Source organism: Histidinibacterium aquaticum (assembly GCF_008710275.1).
GTDB lineage: Bacteria > Pseudomonadota > Alphaproteobacteria > Rhodobacterales > Rhodobacteraceae > Oceanicola > Oceanicola aquaticus.
The window spans coordinates 390,773-411,106 of the sequence record NZ_VYQE01000001.1 but is presented as its reverse complement, the minus strand read 5'-3'; the positions used below and the strand labels follow the sequence as shown (position 1 = coordinate 411,106).

21 protein-coding genes, 2 tRNA genes and 1 other annotated feature are annotated in these 20,334 nt (G+C 67.5%); of the genes, 22 read left to right on the top strand and 1 reads right to left on the bottom strand.

The annotated features are described in order from the left end of the window. Positions 1 to 78 precede the first annotated feature (78 nt). The 8 genes from F3S47_RS02055 (at position 79) to F3S47_RS02020 (ending at position 10,880) form a co-directional block, all read left to right on the top strand. Positions 79 to 1,164: an AI-2E family transporter gene (locus tag F3S47_RS02055; RefSeq protein ID WP_150443544.1), complete on the top strand. Its 1,086-nt coding sequence runs from the start codon at positions 79 to 81 to the stop codon at positions 1,162 to 1,164. A 94-nt stretch (positions 1,165 to 1,258) separates the two neighbouring features. Next, on the top strand, positions 1,259 to 2,851 hold the full coding sequence (locus tag F3S47_RS02050; RefSeq protein ID WP_150443543.1) for a glycoside hydrolase family 43 protein: 1,593 nt from the start codon (positions 1,259 to 1,261) through the stop codon (positions 2,849 to 2,851). A 49-nt stretch (positions 2,852 to 2,900) separates the two neighbouring features. Next, a complete protein-coding gene (locus F3S47_RS02045; RefSeq protein ID WP_223877725.1) occupies positions 2,901 to 3,500 on the top strand; it encodes a nicotinate-nucleotide adenylyltransferase in 600 nt (199 codons plus the stop codon). Positions 3,501 to 3,572: 72 nt separating this feature from the next. After that, positions 3,573 to 4,217: a hypothetical protein gene (locus F3S47_RS02040; RefSeq protein ID WP_150443541.1), complete on the top strand. Its 645-nt coding sequence runs from the start codon at positions 3,573 to 3,575 to the stop codon at positions 4,215 to 4,217. 73 nt (positions 4,218 to 4,290) lie between these two features. After that, positions 4,291 to 6,084, top strand: coding sequence for an ABC transporter transmembrane domain-containing protein (locus F3S47_RS02035; RefSeq protein ID WP_150443540.1), 1,794 nt, complete (start codon positions 4,291 to 4,293; stop codon positions 6,082 to 6,084). Between the two features lie 205 nt (positions 6,085 to 6,289). Beyond that, positions 6,290 to 8,173 (top strand): acyl-CoA synthetase, encoded by a 1,884-nt coding sequence (locus tag F3S47_RS02030; protein ID WP_150443539.1) that lies wholly within the window; start codon positions 6,290 to 6,292, stop codon positions 8,171 to 8,173. A gap of 235 nt (positions 8,174 to 8,408) precedes the next feature. Further along, positions 8,409 to 8,465: a sequence feature (sul1 is cis-regulatory element that is thought to sense ions involved in sulfur or methionine metabolism; They are found in Alphaproteobacteria), on the top strand. A gap of 68 nt (positions 8,466 to 8,533) precedes the next feature. Continuing rightward, entirely contained in the window at positions 8,534 to 10,015 is a 1,482-nt protein-coding gene (locus F3S47_RS02025; RefSeq protein WP_150443538.1) for a SulP family inorganic anion transporter, read from the top strand. Positions 10,016 to 10,028: 13 nt separating this feature from the next. Then, complete coding sequence (locus tag F3S47_RS02020; RefSeq protein ID WP_150443537.1) at positions 10,029 to 10,880, top strand: universal stress protein; 852 nt, start codon at positions 10,029 to 10,031, stop codon at positions 10,878 to 10,880. Between the two features lie 131 nt (positions 10,881 to 11,011). On the opposite strand, the gene F3S47_RS02015 is transcribed toward F3S47_RS02020, so the two are convergent. Continuing rightward, positions 11,012 to 11,086 (bottom strand) — tRNA-Thr (locus tag F3S47_RS02015). A gap of 83 nt (positions 11,087 to 11,169) precedes the next feature. On the opposite strand from F3S47_RS02015, the gene F3S47_RS19255 reads away from it, so the two are divergent. The 14 genes from F3S47_RS19255 (at position 11,170) to F3S47_RS01950 (ending at position 20,313) form a co-directional block, all read left to right on the top strand. Further along, positions 11,170 to 11,322 (top strand): hypothetical protein, encoded by a 153-nt coding sequence (locus tag F3S47_RS19255; RefSeq protein ID WP_191090051.1) that lies wholly within the window; start codon positions 11,170 to 11,172, stop codon positions 11,320 to 11,322. A gap of 8 nt (positions 11,323 to 11,330) precedes the next feature. Beyond that, positions 11,331 to 12,599, top strand: a complete 1,269-nt coding sequence (gene murA / locus F3S47_RS02010) for a UDP-N-acetylglucosamine 1-carboxyvinyltransferase (RefSeq protein WP_150443536.1) — start codon at positions 11,331 to 11,333, stop codon at positions 12,597 to 12,599. Then, positions 12,596 to 13,072 (top strand): DUF2948 family protein, encoded by a 477-nt coding sequence (locus F3S47_RS02005; RefSeq protein ID WP_150443535.1) that lies wholly within the window; start codon positions 12,596 to 12,598, stop codon positions 13,070 to 13,072. Before murA ends, F3S47_RS02005 begins: the two co-directional genes overlap by 4 nt. 58 nt (positions 13,073 to 13,130) lie before the next feature. After that, positions 13,131 to 14,435 carry a histidinol dehydrogenase gene (gene hisD / locus F3S47_RS02000; RefSeq protein WP_150443534.1) on the top strand — a complete coding sequence of 435 codons (1,305 nt, stop codon included), beginning with the start codon at positions 13,131 to 13,133 and terminating at the stop codon, positions 14,433 to 14,435. Between the two features lie 41 nt (positions 14,436 to 14,476). Beyond that, a complete protein-coding gene (locus F3S47_RS01995; protein WP_150443533.1) occupies positions 14,477 to 14,953 on the top strand; it encodes a UPF0262 family protein in 477 nt (158 codons plus the stop codon). Between the two features lie 4 nt (positions 14,954 to 14,957). Beyond that, the gene (locus tag F3S47_RS01990; RefSeq protein WP_150443532.1) at positions 14,958 to 15,443 is read left to right on the top strand and encodes an arsenate-mycothiol transferase ArsC; all 486 of its coding nucleotides are present in this window, start codon (positions 14,958 to 14,960) and stop codon (positions 15,441 to 15,443) included. Then, a complete protein-coding gene (locus F3S47_RS01985; RefSeq protein WP_150443531.1) occupies positions 15,440 to 16,030 on the top strand; it encodes a GNAT family N-acetyltransferase in 591 nt (196 codons plus the stop codon). The genes F3S47_RS01990 and F3S47_RS01985 overlap by 4 nt, the downstream gene beginning before the upstream one ends. Before the next feature lie 150 nt (positions 16,031 to 16,180). Continuing rightward, positions 16,181 to 16,399 (top strand): translation initiation factor IF-1, encoded by a 219-nt coding sequence (gene infA / locus F3S47_RS01980; RefSeq protein WP_021097168.1) that lies wholly within the window; start codon positions 16,181 to 16,183, stop codon positions 16,397 to 16,399. Then, positions 16,396 to 16,992, top strand: a complete 597-nt coding sequence (locus tag F3S47_RS01975) for a Maf family protein (protein ID WP_223877689.1) — start codon at positions 16,396 to 16,398, stop codon at positions 16,990 to 16,992. Before infA ends, F3S47_RS01975 begins: the two co-directional genes overlap by 4 nt. Next, the gene (locus F3S47_RS01970; RefSeq protein ID WP_150443530.1) at positions 16,989 to 18,023 is read left to right on the top strand and encodes a ribonuclease E/G; all 1,035 of its coding nucleotides are present in this window, start codon (positions 16,989 to 16,991) and stop codon (positions 18,021 to 18,023) included. The genes F3S47_RS01975 and F3S47_RS01970 overlap by 4 nt, the downstream gene beginning before the upstream one ends. Next, entirely contained in the window at positions 18,020 to 18,202 is a 183-nt protein-coding gene (locus F3S47_RS01965; RefSeq protein WP_150443529.1) for a DNA gyrase inhibitor YacG, read from the top strand. Before F3S47_RS01970 ends, F3S47_RS01965 begins: the two co-directional genes overlap by 4 nt. A gap of 81 nt (positions 18,203 to 18,283) precedes the next feature. Then, a tRNA-Phe gene (locus F3S47_RS01960) sits at positions 18,284 to 18,358 on the top strand. A gap of 159 nt (positions 18,359 to 18,517) precedes the next feature. After that, positions 18,518 to 19,201: a hypothetical protein gene (locus F3S47_RS01955; protein ID WP_223877688.1), complete on the top strand. Its 684-nt coding sequence runs from the start codon at positions 18,518 to 18,520 to the stop codon at positions 19,199 to 19,201. 11 nt (positions 19,202 to 19,212) lie between these two features. Further along, entirely contained in the window at positions 19,213 to 20,313 is a 1,101-nt protein-coding gene (locus tag F3S47_RS01950; RefSeq protein WP_150443528.1) for a helix-turn-helix domain-containing protein, read from the top strand. Positions 20,314 to 20,334 lie beyond the last annotated feature (21 nt).

The window sequence follows — 20,334 nt, the reverse complement described above, 5'->3', positions numbered from 1 at the left end:
ATGTATCCGCTGCGGCGGTCCCGTGCAATCGCGTGCGGGGACGGGAACCGGGCGGGGGGATCCGGGTTGTCAGGCGACATGACCAGACCCCCGACCCCTCCCGACCTCCAGGAACTCCGCACGATCCGCAGATACGTCGGGTGGCTGTTCCTCATCGCCGCCGGCGGCACGCTCTACTTCGCGCGCGCCCTGCTCCTGCCGCTGGTGCTCGCGATTCTCCTCGCCTTGACGCTACGGCCCATCGCACGCGGCCTCTACCGGATCGGCGTGCCCCACGTCGTGAGCGCCGTCGGGCTGATCCTGCTGCTGGCGACGCTGGTGGGCGGGGCGACCTACGTGGCCAGCGGCCCGGCTACCCGGCTGATGGAACGGGCCCCGGAAATGGGGCAGGAGGTTCAGTTCAAGCTACGTCATATCCTGCGGTCGGTGGACGAGATGCAGGACGCCACCGAGCAGGTGCAGGAGATCGCCGATGGCGGCAGCGAGGGCGCGCAGGAGGTCGTGATCGAGCAGGGCGGGCTGCTGACCGACGTGATGGGTTCGCTCGCCAGCGCCGGCACCTCGCTCGCGGTCGCCATCGTCCTGGCGATGTTCCTGCTGGCCTCGGGGGAGTTCTTCCCGCGGCGGATCGTCGAGGCCTCGCCCCGGCTCGAGGACAAGGAGCGGTCGCTGACGATCGTGCGGGGGGTGGAGCGGCAGATCTCGCGCTACCTCGCGGCGATCACGATCATCAACGCGGGGCTGGGGGTGGCCATCGGGCTCACGCTCTGGGCCATCGGGCTGCCGAACCCGCATCTCTGGGGCATCGCGGCCTTCCTGCTGAACTACCTGCCGTTCCTCGGCGCGGCGGCCGGCGTGATCGGCGTGGGCGTGGTGGCGCTGGTGAGCTTCGACAGCGTGGGGCAGGCTTTGCTCTGTCCCTTCGCGTACTTCTGCCTGACGGCCCTGGAGGGGAACATCGTGACGCCCTCCTTCGTCGGCCGACAGCTGTCCATCAACACCGTCGCCGTCTTCGTGACCGTCATCCTCTGGGTCTGGCTCTGGGGAATCGCGGGCGCTTTCCTGGCGGTGCCGGTGCTGCTGGTCATCAAGGTGGTGAGCGACAACGTCCCCGCGCTCAAGACCCTCGGCATGTTCCTTTCCCAGGACCAGCGGTCGAACTGAGGCGGCACAGGTTCCCATTCCCACGGCCGCGTGGCATCACTGCGCGCGAGGCCCGGGGCGACCCGGGCAGGGAGATTTTTCAGGGAGGTGCCCGGTGATCCGTAATCCGGTGCTGTCGGGGTTCCACGCGGACCCCTCGTTCTGTCGCGTGGGCGAGGACTATTACATCGCCACATCCACCTTCGAGTGGTTTCCGGGCGTTCTCATCTACCATTCGCGGGACCTGGTGAACTGGCGGCTCGTCGCCAAGCCGCTCGACCGTCCCGGCCTGCTCGACATGCGCGGGAACCCGGACAGCTGCGGCATCTGGGCCCCCTGTCTGAGCCATGACGGCGAGGCCTTCTGGCTGGTCTATACAGACGTGAAGCGGCTCGACGGCAGCTTCAAGGACGCGCACAACTACATCACACGGTGCGAGACCGTGGACGGCGAATGGTCCGACCCGTGGTACGTCTCGTCCCACGGCTTCGACCCCTCGCTCTTCCACGACGAGGACGGCACCAAGTACTACATGGTGCTGCAGTGGAACCACCGCGGGCCGGGCACCGGCGGCAACCCTGCCAATGCCTCGTTCGACGGGATCCTGCTGCAGGAGTGGTCGCCCGAGACCGGCCTGACCGGCGAGATGACCCGAATCTACGACGGCACCGACCGGGGACTGACCGAGGGGCCGCATATCTTCAAGCGGAACGGCTGGTACTACCTGACCGTCGCCGAGGGCGGCACGGGATACGACCATGCCGTGACCATGGCGCGGTCGCGCGACATCCGTGGACCCTACGAGGACCACCCGGACAAGCATCTGATCAGCGCGGCGGGCAGCGACGGCCCGATCCAGAGGACCGGCCACGGACAGTACGTCGAGACGCACTGGGGCGACCACTACCACACCTTCCTCATGGGGCGACCGATGCCGGGGCCCGACGGCACGGGCCGCTTCTGCCCGCTCGGCCGCGAGACGGGAATGGAGAAGGTCGTCTGGCGCGACGACTGGCTCTGGCTGGAGCAGGGGGGCATGGTGCCCCGCGTCGAGGTGCCCGCGCCGACCGATGCGGAGGCGCCCGCGCCCGCTCCGACCGAGACCGACTTCAAGGGCGGTCTGCCGGGCGAGTTCCAGTGGCTCCGCACGCCGGAGCCCGACCGCATCTTCCGGACCGGGCCCGAGGGGCTGACGCTGATCGGACGCGAGAGCTTCGGCAGCTGGTTCGAGCAGGCGCTCGTCGCACGCCGGCAGCAGCACTTCACCTATACCGCCGAGACCGAGGTCCGCTTCGAGCCCACGACCTACCAGCAGGCCGCGGGTCTCACGACCTACTACAACCGCCACAAGTTCCACGCCCTCGTCCTCACCGAGGAGCCGGACGTCGGACGCGCGCTCGTCCTCTTCTCCTGTCCCGGCGACTGGCCGGATGCGCGGATGGAGATGGTGGGCGAGCCCATCCCGGTCGGCGACGGCCCGGTCGAGCTGAATGTCGAGGTCGACCATGCGCGCCAGCAGTTCCACTGGCGGCAGGGCGGCGACTGGCAGGCGGCGGGGCCTGAGCTCGATGCGAGCGTGATCTCCGACGAGGGCGGCCGCGGCGAACACGGCTCGTTCACCGGGGCCTTCGTGGGGATGATCGCGATGGACGTGAGCGGCATGGCGGCCGAGGCGACCTTCCCGCGCTTCGCCTACCGTCCCGGCTGAGACGCGGCCGCTTGCAAAGGGCCGCTCCGGCGGGCAAGCCCGCGGCATGATGCGCCACGAGCTTCCTCCCTGCCGGGCCGGTCAGCGGATCGGGCTGCTGGGCGGGTCCTTCGACCCGCCCCACGCCGGGCACCTGCACATCACCCGGGAGGCGCTGAAACGCTTCGGACTGACGCATGTCTGGTGGCTCGTCTCGCCGGGCAATCCGCTGAAACCGCAGGGCCCCGCACCGCTGGAGCGTCGCATCGCCGCAGCGCGGGCGCTCATCGATCATCCCCGCGTCCACGTCACCGGCATCGAGGCGCGCCTGGGTACGCGCTACACGGCCGAGACGCTCGCCGCGCTGCACCGGCTCTGCCCCGAGGCGCGGTTCATCTGGCTCATGGGAGCCGACAACCTTGTCCAGTTCCACCGCTGGCAGACCTGGCGGGAGATCGCGGAGAGCGTCCCGGTGGGGGTCCTTGCGCGGCCCGGCACCCGCATCGCTGCCCGCCTGTCGCCGGCGGCGCGGATCTACCGGCACGCGCGGATCCCGGCGCGGCAGAGCCAGAGCCTCTCCCGCGCGGAGGCGCCCGCCTGGTGTTTCGTGAACCTGCCGATGTCCGACGACTCGTCTAGCTCGATCAGGGACTCCGGCGGCTGGCGATGACCTCGCGGCACAGGCGAAAATCGCCGTCGCCATGCCCCACTTGCGCCACAGGCCGGGACGAGCGTCGCCGCCATGGAACAGACCTCGATCTTTCGTGTCGCCGGCGGCCGGGTCCGCCTCTGCCGCCGCAGCTCGTCGCGGCGGGTCATCCTCTTCTTCGCGGGACGTGACGGCTGCGGTCCCGACGCGCGGGACAACGACGGCTGCCGCTTCGCCTCGCGCCACGGGCTGAACGCAGCGCTGATCCAGCCCTTCCGGCCCCGCTGGTACCAGGCGCGCCTGGCGCAGACCCTGCCGCTCGCCCTGCGGCGCGTGGCGCGGCGGTTCGACCACGTGACCTGCGCGGGCGAGGGGATGGGCGCCTACGGCGCGCTCTTCGCCGCCCAGCACCTGCGGGTCGATCACGTCATCGCGGTCCGGCCGGTGGCCACGCTCAACGGCACCCATGCGCCCGCGACCGAGGCGGAGCGCGCGGACTTCGACGAACTCGGCGCCGACCTCGAACCGCTGCTGACCCACCGGGCGGGGCGCTACACCGTCTTCGCCGAGCCCGGCGCGGGCGAGCGCCAGGCCGACAGGCTCTACCTGCCGTCCGACCGGACGGAGCGGCTCGGCACCGACAGGCTCACCGGCGAAGGGCCGTTCGGCCTGCCGGAGGACCTCCTCCTCGATCTGCTCGGCGAGGAGGAGGCCCCCCGGCAGCCGGCCTACGCCTGAGCCTGCGACCGGTCGCTTTCTTGCTCCCCGCCGCCGCTCCGAATATGTCGGTCGCAGTGGCAATGGGGGGCGGATGGCCGACACGCCGAAAAACGGGACGGACGAGCGGGCGAGGTCCAAGGAGCTGCGCGCGCTGGCCGGACTCTGGCCGTTCATCGCCCCCTACAAGGCGCTCCTGGTCGCCGCGATCGCCGCGCTGACGGCGACGGCCACCGTGAGCCTCGTGCTGCCGCTGGCCGTCCGCCGCGTCGTCGACAACTTCGACACGCCCGACACGGCGCTGGTCGACCGCTATTTCGCCGCCGCCATCGGGATCGCCGCGCTGCTCGCGATCGGCACGGCGCTGCGCTACTACCTCGTGACGCGACTGGGCGAGCGCGTGGTGGCCGATATCCGCAAGACGGTCTTCGACCGTATGATCGGCATGTCTCCGGCCTTTTACGAGAAGGTCATGACCGGCGAGATCATCAGCCGGATCACGACCGACACGACGCTGATCCTTTCGGTCATCGGCTCCTCCGTCTCCATCGCGCTGCGCAATGCGCTGATCCTCGTGGGCGGCATCGCCCTGATGCTGGTGACGAGCGTGAAGATGGCGGCCATGGTCCTCTGGCCGATCCCGGTGATCCTGCTGCCGATCATCGTGCTGGGCCGCCGGGTGCGGGCGCTCTCGAAGGAGAGCCAGGACTGGATCGCGGCCTCGTCGGGGGACGCCTCGGAGCTGCTGCTCTCGGCCCAGACGATCCAGGCCTTCACGCACGAGGATCTCTCTCGCGCCAAGTTCGCCAACACGACCGAGCGGAGCTTCACGGCGGCCAAGCGCCGGATCGGAACGCGCGCGGCGATGACCGCGATCGTCATCTTCGTGGCCTTCTCCGCCGTGGTGGCCTTCCTCTGGATGGGCGCGGCGGATGTGCGCGAGGGCGTGATCACGCCCGGCGAGCTGATCCAGTTCCTGATCTACACGGTGATGGTGGCGGGCGCCGTGGGCGCGCTCACCGAGATCTGGGGAGAGCTTCAGCGGGCCGCGGGTGCGACCGAGCGGCTGGTCGAACTGCTGGAATCGACCGACGAGGTGCGCGACCCGGAAAGCGCGACGCCCGCGGCGGGACGGCGCCGGGGGCATGTGGTGTTCGACGGCGTCACCTTCTCCTATCCGGCCCGCCCGGGCATCGCGGCGCTGGAGAATGTCTCGCTCGAGGTCGAGCCCGGGGAGACGGTCGCGCTGGTCGGGCCCTCCGGCGCGGGCAAGTCCACGATCATCCAGCTGCTGCTGCGGTTCTACGACCCGCAGGACGGCAGCATCCTCTTCGACCAGGTGGACCTGCGCGACGTGCCGCGCGAGGAGTTCCGGCGCGACATCGCCCTGGTGCCGCAGGACCCTGTGATCTTCGCCGACACCGCGCGGGAGAACATCCGGTTCGGCCGGCCCAGGGCCACGGACGCGGAGGTCGAGACGGCCGCGCGCGCCGCGGCGGCGCATGACTTCCTCGCGGCGCTGCCGGACGGCTACGACACCTATGTCGGCGAGCGCGGCGTGATGCTCTCGGGCGGCCAGAAACAGCGGATCGCGATCGCGCGCGCGATCCTGCGCGACGCGCCGCTGCTCCTGCTGGACGAGGCGACCTCGGCCCTCGACGCGGAGAGCGAGCGGCTGGTGCAGCGCGCCGTGGACGAACTGGCGGAAGGCCGGACCACGCTGATCGTCGCCCACCGCCTCGCCACGGTGAAGAAGGCCGACCGTATCGTCGTCTTCGAGGCGGGCCGCATCGTCGCGCAGGGCACGCACGACAGCTTGGTCGCCGAGGGCGGCCTCTACGCCCGGCTCGCGCGCCTCCAGTTCACCGAGGGCATGGCGGCGGAATAGGGCAGGGGGCGGGACCCACCGCGGCCGGATCGCTTCACCGGTTCTTTTCCTTCCCTTGGGACAAAACGCCGTAACGCATCGGCACGGCCATCTCCCGACTCATCTCGCCGCCGCGTCAGACTTGCGTAGGACGGCAACTCGGGGGACCGTACGCGGACCACCGGTCGTCGAGAAGAACCGGGGAAAACGGGAGGAACACGCAGCCATGGCCTACGCCACGTACGACGACCGCAACGCGATCGAGATGGAAAGCCCGTGGGAAGACCGCGACCTTCCCAAGACGCTCTACTGTCTTCTCAGCAGCACGGCGCAGAAGCACGGCGCCCGCAAGGCGGTGACTTTCCAGATGTTCTCGGACCCCAAGGCGCCCGAGGAGACGCTGACCTGGTCCGAGCTGCACGACCAGACCTGCCAGGCCGCCAACCTCTTCCGGTCGCTGGGCGTGGGCGAGAACGATGTCGTCGCCTTCCTCCTGCCCAATGCGACCGAGACTGTGCTGACCTATCTCGGCGGGGCGGTCTCCGGCATCGTCAATCCGATCAACCCGCTGCTCGAGGCCGAACAGATCGGCGCCATCCTGAGGGAGACCGGGGCGAAGGTCCTCGTCACCCTGCGCGCCTTTCCCAAGACCGACGTCGCCCAGAAGGCGGCCGAGGCCGTGCGGCTCGCGCCCAATGTCGAGACCGTGGTCGAGGTCGACCTGCTGCGGTACATGACCGGGCTGAAGAAGTTCATCATCCCGCTGATCCGCCCGAAGGTGGAGGTCAAGCATAAGGCGAAGGTCGTGGACTTCCGCACCGAGCTCGCCAAGCAGCCCAAGACGCTGGCCTTCGAGGACAGCGCGGGCGACCGGGTGGCGGCCTATTTCCACACGGGCGGCACCACGGGGATGCCGAAGGTCGCGCAGCACCGGTATTCGGGCATCGTCTACAACGCCTGGCTGGGCGCGCGGCTGCTCTTCCGCGAGGACGATGTGCAGATCTGCCCGCTGCCGCTCTTCCATGTCTTCGCGACCATCGTCTGCCTCGGGGCCTCGCTGGGGGCGGGCACGCAGATCGTCCTGCCGACGCCGCAGGGCTACCGGGGCGACGGCGTCTTCGACAACTTCTGGAAGCTGGTGGAGCGCTACCGCGTCACTTTCATGATCGCCGTGCCCACGGCCATGTCGGCACTGATGCAGCGCAAGGTAGATGCCGACATCTCATCGCTCAAGCTGGCCTTCTGCGGCTCCTCCCCCCTGCCGGTCGAGCTCTACAAGCGGTTCGAGGCCGCGGCTGGCGTCACCATCTGCGAGGGCTACGGCCTCACGGAGGCGACCTGCCTCGTCTCGATCAACCCGCCCGACGGCGAGAAGAAGATCGGATCCATCGGCATCCCCTTCCCCTATTCCGACGTGAAGATCCTCGGCCACACGGCCGAGGGGCCCTACGAGTGCGCGGTCGACGAGATCGGCGAGATCTGCGTGGACAGCCCCGGCGTCTACGAGGGCAACACCTACACGGACATGGCCAAGAACAACGGCCTGTTCCACCACGACACCTACCTGCGCACGGGCGATCTCGGCCGACTGGACGCCGGTGGCTACCTCTGGATCACCGGGCGGGCGAAGGACCTGATCATCCGGGGCGGGCACAACATCGACCCCGCGCAGATCGAGGATGCGCTCTCGGCCCATGAAAGCGTGGCCTTTGCCGCGGCCATCGGCCAGCCGGATGCGCATGCCGGCGAAGTGCCCTGCGCCTATGTCGAGCTGGTGAGCGGCGCGGACACGAGCGAGGAGGAGATCCGCGAATTCGCGAACGCCCGAATCCACGAGCGCGCGGCGCATATCAAGCACCTCGAAATCCTGCCGGAGTTGCCGAAGACGGCGGTGGGCAAGACCCTGAAGAACGAGCTGCGCAAGCTCGCCATCGGCCGGGTCTACGGCAAGGCGCTCTCGGACGCCGGTGTCTCGGCCAAGGTCGAGGAGGTGATCGAGGACAAGCGTCGCGGCCTGGTCGCGCGGATCGAGAAATCCGGCGACACGGACGAGGACGCCGTGGCGAAGGCGCTCGGCGCCTACACCCGGCCCTGGGAATGGGCCGAGTGAGGGCAGGCGGGCGGTTGGGCCAAGGCTGAGCCGCGTCAGACGGGAGGGGCGATCAGGGCGGTCGGCCCTCTAGCCGGTTGTTCTTGTGTCGCCCTCCCAGTGATCTTTCCGTTTCAAATCCGGCGCTGCGGATAGGCGCCCGAAGAATTTGCCCATATCCGGGCCTCATGGCCCCGGGGCTGCCGCGTGCCGGGCTTGTCGCTCCGGGCACATCCCAGTATGGGAACGGCAACCGACTGGACCCGGCTTGACTGCCGGGTGGCTCTCCCGGCCGCTTATCCGTCGGGCCACCTTCAACACACCTGAAACGACAACCGGCGGGCTGGCCGTCATGCCGGACAGGAACGGGACATTTCTTCGATGACATTCGACGCTTACCGTCGCCAGTGGCTGGGCAACGTGCGTGGCGATCTTCTCTCGGGGCTCGTGGTCGCGCTCGCGCTGATCCCCGAGGCGATCGCCTTTTCCATCATTGCCGGCGTGGACCCCAAGATCGGCCTCTACGCCTCGTTCTCCATCGCCGTGGTCACCGCCATCGCCGGCGGACGGCCGGGGATGATCTCTGCCGCTACCGCCGCGACCGCCGTGCTCATGGTGACTTTGGTCGCCGACCACGGACTGCAGTACCTTCTCGCGACGACGGTTCTCGCGGGGCTGCTGCAGATCGTCGCCGGCTTCGCCCGGCTCGGTCACCTCATGCGCTTCGTGTCGCGCTCGGTGATGACCGGCTTCGTCAACGCGCTGGCGATCCTGATCTTCCTGGCCCAGGTGCCGGAGCTCGTGAACGTGCCGTGGCTGACCTATCCGCTGGTCGCCGCAGGGCTCGCGATCATCTACCTGTTCCCCTACCTGACCCGCGCGGTGCCCTCGCCGCTGGTGACCATCATCGTACTCACGGCCGTTGTCATGGCGATGGGCTGGGACGTGCGGACGGTCGGCGACATGGGCGAGCTGCCGGACACGCTGCCGGTCTTCCTGATCCCCGACATCCCGTTCACCTTCGAGACGCTCACGATCATCTTCCCCTATGCCGCCGCCGTGGCGGTGGTCGGCCTGCTCGAGAGCCTGATGACCGAGAACATCGTCGACGACCTCACCGACACCAAGTCCGACCGCAACCAGGAGTGCATCGGCCAGGGCCTCGCCAACACGGCGACGGGCTTTATCGGCGGCATGGCGGGCTGCGCGATGATCGGGCAGTCGATCATCAACATCAAATCGGGCGGCCGCGGGCGGCTCTCCTGCTTCGTGGCGGGCGTCTTCCTGCTCTTCATGGTGGTGGCGCTGGGCGACGTCGTGGCCCGCATTCCGATGGCCGCGCTGGTCGCGATCATGATCATGGTCTCGATCGGCACGTTCTCCTGGTCCTCGATCAAGCAGCTCCGGACGCATCCGCGTTCGTCCTCGATCGTCATGCTCGCGACGGTGGCGGTGGTGGTCTACACCCACAACCTCGCCATCGGCGTGCTGGTGGGCGTGCTGCTCTCTGGGCTCTTCTTCGCCGGCAAGATCGCCCAGCTGTTCCGCGTGAGCTCGACGCTCTCGGAGGACGGCCGGGTCCGCACCTACCACGTCGAGGGGCAGCTCTTCTTCGCCTCCGCGGAGGACTTCATGGCCGCCTTCGACTTCAAGGAGGCCGCCGACCGGGTCATCATCGACGTCAGCCGCGCGCACATCTGGGACATCTCTTCGGTTGCCGCGCTCGACATGGCTGTGCTGAAGTTCCGGCGCGACGGCTCCGAGGTCGAGATCAAGGGGATGAACGAGGCCTCGGAAACCATCGTCGACCGGCTTGGCGTGCACGACAAGCCCGGCGCGATGGACAAGCTGATGGCGCATTGAGGGAGGAGCGGCCATGACCGGCAAGATCATCGCACTGGTGGACGGCTCCACCTATTCGAAGAGCGTCTGCGACCACGCGGTCTGGATCGCCGATCGCGGCGACTACCAGGTGGAGCTGCTCCACGTCCTGGGTCGCCGCGAGGGCGGGGCGGGCGCCGACCTCTCGGGCGCCATTTCTCTCGGCGCTCGCAGCTCGCTGCTGGCCGAGCTGTCGACGCTGGACGAGCAGCGGGCCAAGCTCTCGGTGCATCGCGGCCGCGCGATCCTGGAGGACGCGAAGGCGTTGGTGGACGAGAAGGGTCTGAAGGCGACCGAGCACCTCCGTCACGGCGACCTGCTGGAGGCGATCGCCGAGACCGAGATGGGCGCCGACATGATCCTGATCGGCAAGCGCGGCGAGGCCGTGGACTTCGCCAAGGGGCACCTGGGCTCGAACCTGGAGCGGGTGATGCGGGCGGTGACCAGGCCGCTCTTCGTCGCCTCCCGCGCCTTCCGGCCGATCGAGACGGTGCTGATCGCCTACGACGGGAGTCCGAGCGCGATGCGCGCCGTGGACTATGTTGCGCGCAGCCCGCTCTACGCCGGGCTCGCCATCCGGATCGTCACCGTCGGGTCGGCCAGCGCGACGGCACAGAAGGGGCTCGAGGATGCGAAGGCCATGCTCTCCGCCGCCGGGCTGAAGGCGAGGACGGACATCCTGCCGGGGCAGCCCGAAGACGTGCTCGGGTCTCTCGTCGAGGACGAGAAGGTGGATCACCTCGTCATGGGCGCCTCCGGCCATTCCCGGCTCCGCGCGCTCTTCGTGGGCTCGACGAGCCTCGAGATGATCCGGACCTGCAAGGTGCCGATCCTGCTGGTCCGCTAGCCTCCCACCCGCGCCGGCGCCCAAGCGGGGTCGGCGCGGCCTCCATATTCCAAGCCGGTGTCGCGCGCGGCGGCAGGGCGTCTGGCCTGAGCGACGCTGGGCACGGATCGTCTATCCTGCGGGATTTTCGATGGTGCTGCCGGAGAGATTTGAACTCTCGACCTCTCCCTTACCAAGGGAGTGCTCTACCCCTGAGCTACGGCAGCGCGCGAGCGGGGGAGTAGCTGCATTGGTCGGGCCGTGCAAGCCCCGTCTGGACGGTTTTTCGGCTTTGGGGTAAGGCCGGTTCATGGAGCGCAAGAAAGGCCAGGATAAGGGCCGGAGCGGCCGGGAAGACCGGCTGAAGTCGGCCCTCAAGGCGAACCTGCAGCGGCGCAAGCGGCAGGCGAGAGAGCGGTCGGAACAGGACCGGGACGACGAGAGTTCCCGGGACACCGAATAGGGGCAGTCATGGATTCCATCATCGTCAGGGGCGGCACGCCGCTCTCAGGACAAATCCGCATCGCCGGCGCGAAGAACGCCGCGCTCGCGCTGATGCCGGCCACGCTTCTCAGCGAGGAGCCGCTCACGCTGACCAATGCGCCGCGGCTCAGCGACATCCGCACGATGACGCTGCTGCTGCAGTCCCTCGGGGTCGAGGTGACCCGGATGCAGGACGGCAAGGTCATCGCGCTGTCGTCGCACGATCTCACGTCCACACGGGCGGACTACGAGATCGTCCGCAAAATGCGCGCCTCGAACCTCGTCCTCGGGCCGCTTCTCGCCCGCGCGCACGAGGCGGTCGTGTCGCTGCCCGGCGGCTGCGCGATCGGGGCGCGTCCCATGGACATCCACGTCTCGGCGCTGGAGCACATGGGTGCGGAGATCGAGCTGCGGGACGGCTACCTGCACGCCACGGCGCCCGGCGGGCTGAAGGGCGCCAAGGTGCCGCTGCGCTTCGCCTCGGTCGGCGCGACCGAGAACGTGCTCATGGCCGCGACGCTCGCCAAGGGCACAACGCGGATCGAGAATGCCGCCCGCGAGCCCGAGGTCGTCGACCTGGCCGACTGCCTCCGCGCGATGGGGGCGAAGATCACCGGCGACGGGACCTCGGTCATCGAGGTCGAGGGCGTGGATCGGCTGCACGCCGCCACCCATCGAGTCGTCTCGGACCGGATCGAGCTCGGCACCTACATGCTGGCTCCCGTAATCGCGGGCGGCGAGGTCGAGTGCCTAGGAGGGGAGATGCGCCTGCTCCAGGCCTTCTGCGAGCGTCTGCACGCGGCCGGCATCTCGATCGAGGAGACCGAGAAGGGGCTAAAGGTCGCCTGCCACGGAGACCGTCCGAAGGCCGTCGACGTCGTGACCGAACCCTTCCCGGGCTTCCCGACCGATCTCCAGGCGCAGATGATGGCGATGCTCTGCACCGCCGAGGGCACCAGCAAGCTCGAAGAGCGGATCTTCGAGAACCGCTTCATGCATGCGCCGGAACTCGTCCGCATGGGCGCCAAGCTCGACGTCCAGGGCGGCACGGCCCATGTGACGGGTGTCGACCGGCTGAAAGGCGCTCCGGTGATGGCGACGGACCTGCGAGCCTCGGTCTCGCTGATCCTCGCCGGCCTGGCCGCCGAGGGCGAGACCCGCGTGAACCGGGTCTACCATCTCGACCGCGGCTACGAGCAGGTCGAGGACAAGCTCGGCGCCGTCGGCGCCCATATCGAAAGGGTGGACGGCGAGTGACCGAGGACGCGCGTTTCGAAGAGGGTGGCGAAGCGCCGCTGCGTCTCAAGGCGCTCGACGCCGAGGACCTCGCGGTGATCTCCGGGCTCTGCCAGGACGCGGTCTTTCCCGCGACCGAGATGGGCTGGGACCAGAGCGCACGGCGCTTCGGCATCCTCCTCAACCGCTTCCGGTGGGAGGACGCCGTTTCGGCGGAACGCCGGCGCGACTACGAGCGGGTTCAATCGGTCGTCGCCGTCGAGGATGTCGTGAAAGTGCAATCCCAGGGCTTCGACCGTCGGGATTCCGAAACCGTCATGTCGCTTTTGTCCATCACCTTCGAGCCGGGTACAGATGGCGGCGGGGCGCTTCTCTTCACGCTGGCGGGCGACGGCGCCGTCCGGGTTGAGGTCGAAGCGCTGGAAGTCCTGCTGCGCGACGTGACCCGCCCTTACCGTGCTCCCTCCGGCCGCGTGCCCTCTCACGAGGGCTGATCCGCCTCATTGAGCCCCCCCGCCGCTATGGCTAAGAGGGCCGGGCAAGGAGGCAGGCATGGCAGTCTTTCTTTCGACCGTTGATCCGGGGTTCGAGCAGGACTTCGCGACGCTTCTCGGCGCGAAGCGCGAGGACTCTCCCGACGTCGATTCGACGGTCGCAGGGATCATCGATGACGTCCGGAGCCGGGGCGACGCGGCGCTGGTGGAGCTGACCAACCGCTTCGACCGGGTCTCGATCGGACCCGATGACCTCCGGGTGAGCGAGGCGGAGATCGAGACCGAGATCGCCAAGGTCCCCGAGGAGCAGCGCGCGGCCCTGGAACTCGCGGCGGAGCGGATCCGCGCCTACCACGCCCGCCAGGTGCCGCCCGATGCCGACTGGACCGACGACACTGGCGCGCGACTGGGCTGGCGCTGGACGGCGGTTGAGGCGGCCGGTCTCTACGTCCCGGGCGGGCTCGCCTCCTATCCTTCCTCGGTGCTCATGAACGCGGTGCCCGCCAAGGTGGCCGGGGTCGAGCGTCTGGCTGTCACCGTGCCGATGCCCGACGGTCAGGCCAATCCGCTGGTCCTGCTGGCCTGCCGGATCGCCGGAGTGGACGAGATCTACCGCGTCGGCGGTGCGCAGGCCATCGCGGCGCTCGCCTACGGGACGGAGACCATCGCGGCGGTGGACAAGATCACCGGGCCCGGCAACGCCTTCGTCGCCGCGGCCAAGCGGCGGGTCTTCGGGCGTGTCGGCATCGACATGATCGCCGGCCCCTCCGAGATTTGCGTGATTTCCGACGGCTCCTGCGACCCGGACTGGATCGCCATCGACCTGCTCAGCCAGGCCGAGCACGACGAGAGCGCCCAATCCGTCCTCGTCACCACCGACGCCGCGCATGGGCAGGCCGTCGCAGAGGCGGTCGAGGCTCGGCTTCGGACGCTCTCTCGCCGCGATATCGCGGGGGCCTCGTGGCGGGACTTCGGGGCGGTCGTCGTGGTGCGTGATCTCGACGAGGCGGTCGCGATCTCCGACCGGATCGCACCGGAGCACCTAGAGATCTTCACGGAAGACGCCGACGAGCTCGTGGAGCGGATTCGCCACGCCGGGGCGATCTTCATCGGGCAATGGACGGTCGAGGCCATCGGCGACTACGTCGGCGGTCCGAACCACGTCCTGCCGACGGCGCGCTCCGCGCGGTTCTCCTCGGGGCTCTCGGTGCTCGACTTCATGAAGCGCACGACGCTCGCCCGGATGACGCCCGGGGCGCTGCGCGAGATCGGCCCGGCGGCCGTCGCCCTGGCGGAGGCGGAAGGGCTCGAAGCGCACGGTCTCAGCGTCTCGGCGCGTCTCGACCGGCTCAACGAGGGCTGAGCGGCGTTGCCCGCGCCGCGCGGCTCGCTTAGCAAGTTCCCATGAGCCGGATTTGTCATATCGAGCTCGACGACGCGAACCTGCCGCCGCCGACGCCGGAAATCGAGCAGGAGCGGCGGGTCGCGATCTTCGACCTGCTGGAGGACAACTCCTTCGCCTTGCCGGGCCGCGAGGGGCGGGACGTGGCGGCGGGCCCCTACCGCCTTGCGCTTTCGATCCGCGAGAAGCGGCTCGTTTTCGACATCCGCACCGAGGGCGGCGATCCGGCTGGAGAATTCCATCTCTCGCTCGGGCCCTTCCGCCAGGTCGTGAAGGACTATTTCGCGATCTGCGAGAGCTATTTCGACGCCGTGAAGACCGCCCAGCCCAGCCAGATCGAGACAATCGACATGGCCCGCCGCGGCATCCACAACGAGGGCGCGCGGGTCCTGCAGGAGCGGCTGGAGGGCAAGGCGGAGGTCGACGACGACACCGCGCGCCGGCTCTTCACGCTCATCTGCGTCCTGCACTGGGGCTGAGCCGATGGGGGAGGGCGAGGACGGCGGATCCGATGGCGACAAGACGCTTCCCGGCTCCGTCCTCTTCTGCTGCGATCACAACTCGGTCCGGTCCCCCATGGCCGAGGGCATCATGAAGAAGCTCTACGGCACCGAGTGCTACATCCAGTCGGTCGGCGTGAAGGACGACATGGAGATCGACGGCTTCGCCATCGCCGTCTGCCGAGAGATCGGGGTGGAGCTCGACCGTCACCGCTCGCGCAGCTTCGACGAGATGGAGCAATGGGGCGACGACCTGACCTCCTTCGACCTCGTGCTCGCGCTCTCGCCCGCCTCCCAGCGGCGGGCGCTGGAACTGACGCGCTTCTATCATCTCGACGTGGAGTACTGGCCGATCCTCGATCCGACCGGTCTCGGGGAAGGGCGCGAGGCGCGGCTTGAAACCTATCGCCAGACGCGCGACCAGATCGTCGCACGGCTGAAGGAAAGGTTCGGGGAGCCGACGCAATGACGCTCGAGTACAGGACGCTGCGCGGCGCCGAGGTCGAGGAGGCGCTGGATGCGCTCGCCGACCTGCGGATCACGGTCTTTCGCGACTGGCCCTATCTCTACGACGGCGATCACGCCTACGAGCGGCGCTACATGCAGACCTACCGCGACAGTCCCGGCGCCGTCCTTGTCGGGGCCTTCGACGGCGACCGGCTGGTGGGTGCGGCGACCGGCACACCGATGGAGGACCACGCCGAGGAGTTTGCGGGGGCCTTTACCGGAGAGGAGTTGCCGGAGCTCGGCGAGGTCTTCTACTGCGCGGAGTCGGTTCTGCTGCCGGAGTACCGAGGGCAGGGGGCCGGTCACGCCTTCTTCGACATGCGCGAAGCCCATGCGCGAGAGCTGGGGCGGGGCCACGTCGCCTTCTGCGCCGTCATGCGGCCCGACGATCACCCGGACCGCCCGCCGGAGGCCCGGTCGCTGGAGCCGTTCTGGCGCGGCCGTGGCTACCGGCCGCTTCCTGAAGTGGTCGCGGAGTTTTCCTGGAAGGACCTCGGTGACGCAGAGGAGACGCGCAAGCCGCTGCAGTTCTGGATGAAGACGCTTTGACCACCTGGCCCGGTGAACGGGTGTGGCCGAGTCCCGCGCAGCGGATCACATCGATTCGCCTCCATGGCGATTCGACTTGAAAACCGGCGCTCTCCGCCCCATTTAGGCGCGCATCCGGCCTCGCGCCGGCAATGCGACTCAGGAGACCACATGGCCAAGGAAGAACTGCTCGAATTCCCCGGCGTCGTGAAGGAGCTCCTGCCGAATGCGACGTTCAGGGTCGAGCTGGAAAACGGCCATGAGATCATCGCGCATACGGCAGGCAAGATGCGGAAGAACCGCATCCGCGTCCTCGCGGGCGACCGGGTTCAGGTTGAAATGACCCCGTACGATCTGACCAAGGGTCGGATCAACTACCGCTTCAAGTGAACGCCTACGCGCCGGATCCGGCGCTGCGGCTCGTTCTCGCTTCGGGCTCTCCCCGGCGGCGCGAGCTACTCGCGCAGATCGGGGTCGTGCCCGCCGAGATCCGTCCCCCCGACATCGACGAGACGCCCGGGTCCCGCGAGCTACCGCGGGACTACGTGAAGCGGATCGCGCGGGAGAAGGCCGAGGCCTCCGTGCCTGGCCAGGACGAGATCGTGCTCTGCGCCGATACCACGGTCAGCATGGGGCGCCGTATCCTCGGCAAGCCGGAGACCGAGGAGGAGGCGCGTGCCTTCCTCGACGGCCTCTCCGGCCGACGTCATCGCGTCATCACCGCGATATCGGCCCGGCGCGGGGACGACATCCGCGTGCGCGACGTGCTGACCATCGTCCAGATGAAGCGGCTCGACCCGGCGGAGATCGACGGCTACCTCGCCTCCGGCGACTGGCGCGGCAAGGCGGGTGGCTACGGGATTCAGGGACCGGCCGGGGCCTTTATCCCCTGGATCAACGGCTCTTTCACCTCCGTCGTGGGACTGCCGCTGGCGGAGACGGCGGGCCTGCTGACGGCCATGGGCTACGAGGTGCGGCGATGAAGGGCCGGCGGATCATTCTGGATCACCTGGGCGGGGTCGAGGCCGCGGCCCTGCTCGTGGACGGCGAACTCGACGACCTGCTCGTCGACGACCCCTCCCGTCCGAGGCCCGGCGCCATCTACCGCGCGATCTGCGACCGGCCGATGAAGGGGCAGGGCGGCATGACGGTCCGCCTCCCCGGCGGCAGCGGGTTCCTGCGACAGGCCAAGGGGCTCTCTCCCGGGCAGCCCATTCTCGTCATGGTCACGGGCTTCTCGGAGGACGGCAAGGCCCTCCCGGTGACCTCCCGCGTGCTCTTCAAGAGCCGCTACGCCATCGTCACGCCCGACAAGCCCGGCCTGAACATCTCGCGCCAGATCCGCGAGGACGAGGAGCGTGTCCGCCTGAAGGAGATCGCCCTGGAGGCCACCCTGCCCGGGGGCGCGGGCCTCATCCTCCGGTCCTCCTGCGAGGGCGCCGAGGCCGGGGCGATCGCCGAGGACATCTCGGCCATGGCCTCCCTGGCCGCCGCCGTGCTGGAGGATGCCGATGGGCCGGAGCCGGAAGCCCTGACCGAGGGCGACGGCCCGCACCTGTTGGCCTGGCGCGAATGGACGGAGCCCGCGGACGTCGTGACCGAGCCCGGCGGCTTCGAGCGGGAAGGTGTCCTCGACGAGCTGGACCGTGTTGGCCGGCCCGAGGTCCCCCTCGGGCAGGGCTCCATGGCCGTCGAGCCGACGCGGGCGCTCGTGGCGGTCGACGTCAACACCGGGCGGGACACCTCGCCGGCCGCAGCCCTGAAGGCCAACCTCGCCGCCGCGCGCCTGCTGCCGCGGGCCCTTCGGCTTCGCGGTCTCGGCGGCCAGATCGTCGTCGACTTCGTTCCCGTCTCCAAGGCGCACCGCACCCAGGTCGAGCAGGCACTCCGCGCGGCTTTCCGCGCCTGCCCGGTGGAGACCTCGCTGGTCGGCTGGACGTCTCTCGGCCTCTTCGAGTTGCAGCGGAAGAAGGAGCGCGCGAGGGTGTCGGCCGTGTTGGGAGAGCCCGAATGACCTGTCCGATCTGCGCCGGGGAGACCGATCCCCGCTACCGCCCATTCTGCTCGCGCCGCTGCGCCGACATCGATCTGGCGAAGTGGCTGAGCGGCGCCTACCGCGTTCCCTCCGAGGACCCGGAAGATCTCGAGGAGGCGCTCGAAGAGGCCGAGCGCGAAGCTCGCAAGCCGCATTGAAAAAGGGTCCCTGAGGCTCTGGACACTCCCCCGACCCTCGCCTAGAACCACGCCCACCCGACGGGCCCCGCCCGTCCCCGTGCCCGGGTAGCTCAGGGGTAGAGCAGTGGATTGAAAATCCTCGTGTCGGTGGTTCGATTCCGCCCCCGGGCACCATTTTCATAAAAAAATCAATGGATTGGGTGGTGGCCAAGTTTTCATGGCCTTCAAAGTTTTCCTGGAACTGCAACGGGACTGAAAGCAGAGTATCGATCGTGGCCCAGTGCATCATGGAGGTTTTTCTCGGCCGGTAACGGTGCAGGGGTAGTAGCCCACTTGACCGTGTTAATTTTTTGCCCCACAGATGAGGCGCAGGAAATTAACATCGAGCAGATAGCCATGGAATCGCTACACACCAGGACCATCCGTGATGCAGACGAGGGAGATGCCCGCCTCTCCGAGCTGAACCTCGAACGTGATCGATTGATCGCCGCAGCTCAGCATGCCCTCGCAGCCGCCTCGACCGCATCTCCTCTTCACCCCTCGAATGCGGCAGGCATGTTGTCTTACTTGGACGGCGTGAAGGGGCTTCGCTTAGAAAATGGTGACGATGAGTGGCGCGTCTTCCGGCGCGAGGGTGTCGAAGGAATATGCAATGACGAGCTGAAGGTGCGCGTTCTTTTCGCGAACGTGTTCGAAGCATGCGGAACCGACGATCCCCAAGCTCGCTCCAAGAAAGGAGCAGGCTCCGAGCGTGTTGCGTCCGGCGATATGTTCGAGGCGGCAGGGGTCGATCTGCCCGTCAGTGTCGTCAAGTTTCACGGGGAATACCGGACGTACTACCTGATGGTCGACCCCGACGGAGCGGTCGAACTCAGTCTGCCGGTCGTAAAGAATGGCAGGTTCCTCCGCTGTGTAGAGCGCATTTTCTTACTTGAAGGCGGGGTGCACGACGTTGATCTTGACGACGATATCCCCTCGGAAGACGCCGACTTGGACGTCGTAGTGACACCCAAATAGCGGTCTTGGTAATGTTCAGCAGCAAGAGGCTAAGCTTGGCCAGAAAACGGCGCAGGCTTACGGCAAAGATGCTCGCGGAGAAAGCCGGGGTGTCCCCTGTAACTATAACGCGTCTTGAGAACGGGCAGAACGAGGCGGAGCCTTCAACTGTGGAAAGGCTCGCGGAAAATTTGCATTATCCGGTTTCATTCTTTTATAAGGATGATCCATCGATGCTATCGAAAGACGTTGTGAGTTTCCGTAGCCTGAAGAGTATGAGTGCGCGAGAGCGCGAAGCAGCACTCGGTGCCGGGGAAATCGGTGTAGAGGTCTACGGTTGGGTTCGGACGCGTTTTAATTTGCCAGACTTGGATTTGCCCGACTTCGATCCAGAGCTAACTCCCGAGGCTGCCGCCGAGGCTCTTAGGCAGCACTGGGGGCTCAGATACAGTCCTGTATCTAACATGTTGAAGCTCCTCGAGGCGAAGGGAATTCGCGTTTTGGGACTTGAAGAGCGCACCGCGAAGGTTGATGCATTTTCATTCTGGCAAGATGGGGATGCCTATGTTTTCCTCAATTCCTTCAAGTCCGCAGAGCGCAGTGTATTCGACGCCGCACATGAACTTGGGCACTTGGTCCTTCACAAGCATGGTGAGACATCCGGCCCTGGAGGGGACACCAGGACGGCCGAGCAAGAGGCTAACCGGTTTGCTTCTTCATTTTTGATGCCTGAGGAGGATGTGCGGTCAAAGATGCCTCGAATAATAACGACTGACTTTATAATTCGAGCTAAGAAGCGTTGGCGGGTTTCTGCAATGGCGCTGGCATACCGCCTTTACCACTTGGATCGACCGCTTCTAACCGAATGGCAGTATCGCTCAATCTGCATGGAGCTCGGAAAGCGCGGATATCGAACTCGGGAGTTCGAGGGGATTGATCGAGAAACGTCTGTCCTTTGGGGTAAGGTCTTGGCAGAATTGTGGTCTGAAAGAAAGAGCTTGGCGCATATAGCCGAACAGATCGATCTTCCAGCCGACGAGGTGGAAATGCTCTTCTCCGGGATTCTTCCTCGTCAGCGTGAAAGCTTACGCCCTAATGGAGCTTCTCGACCCAAGCTCAGAACGGTGAAGTAGTTGGATACAATGCTATGCCTA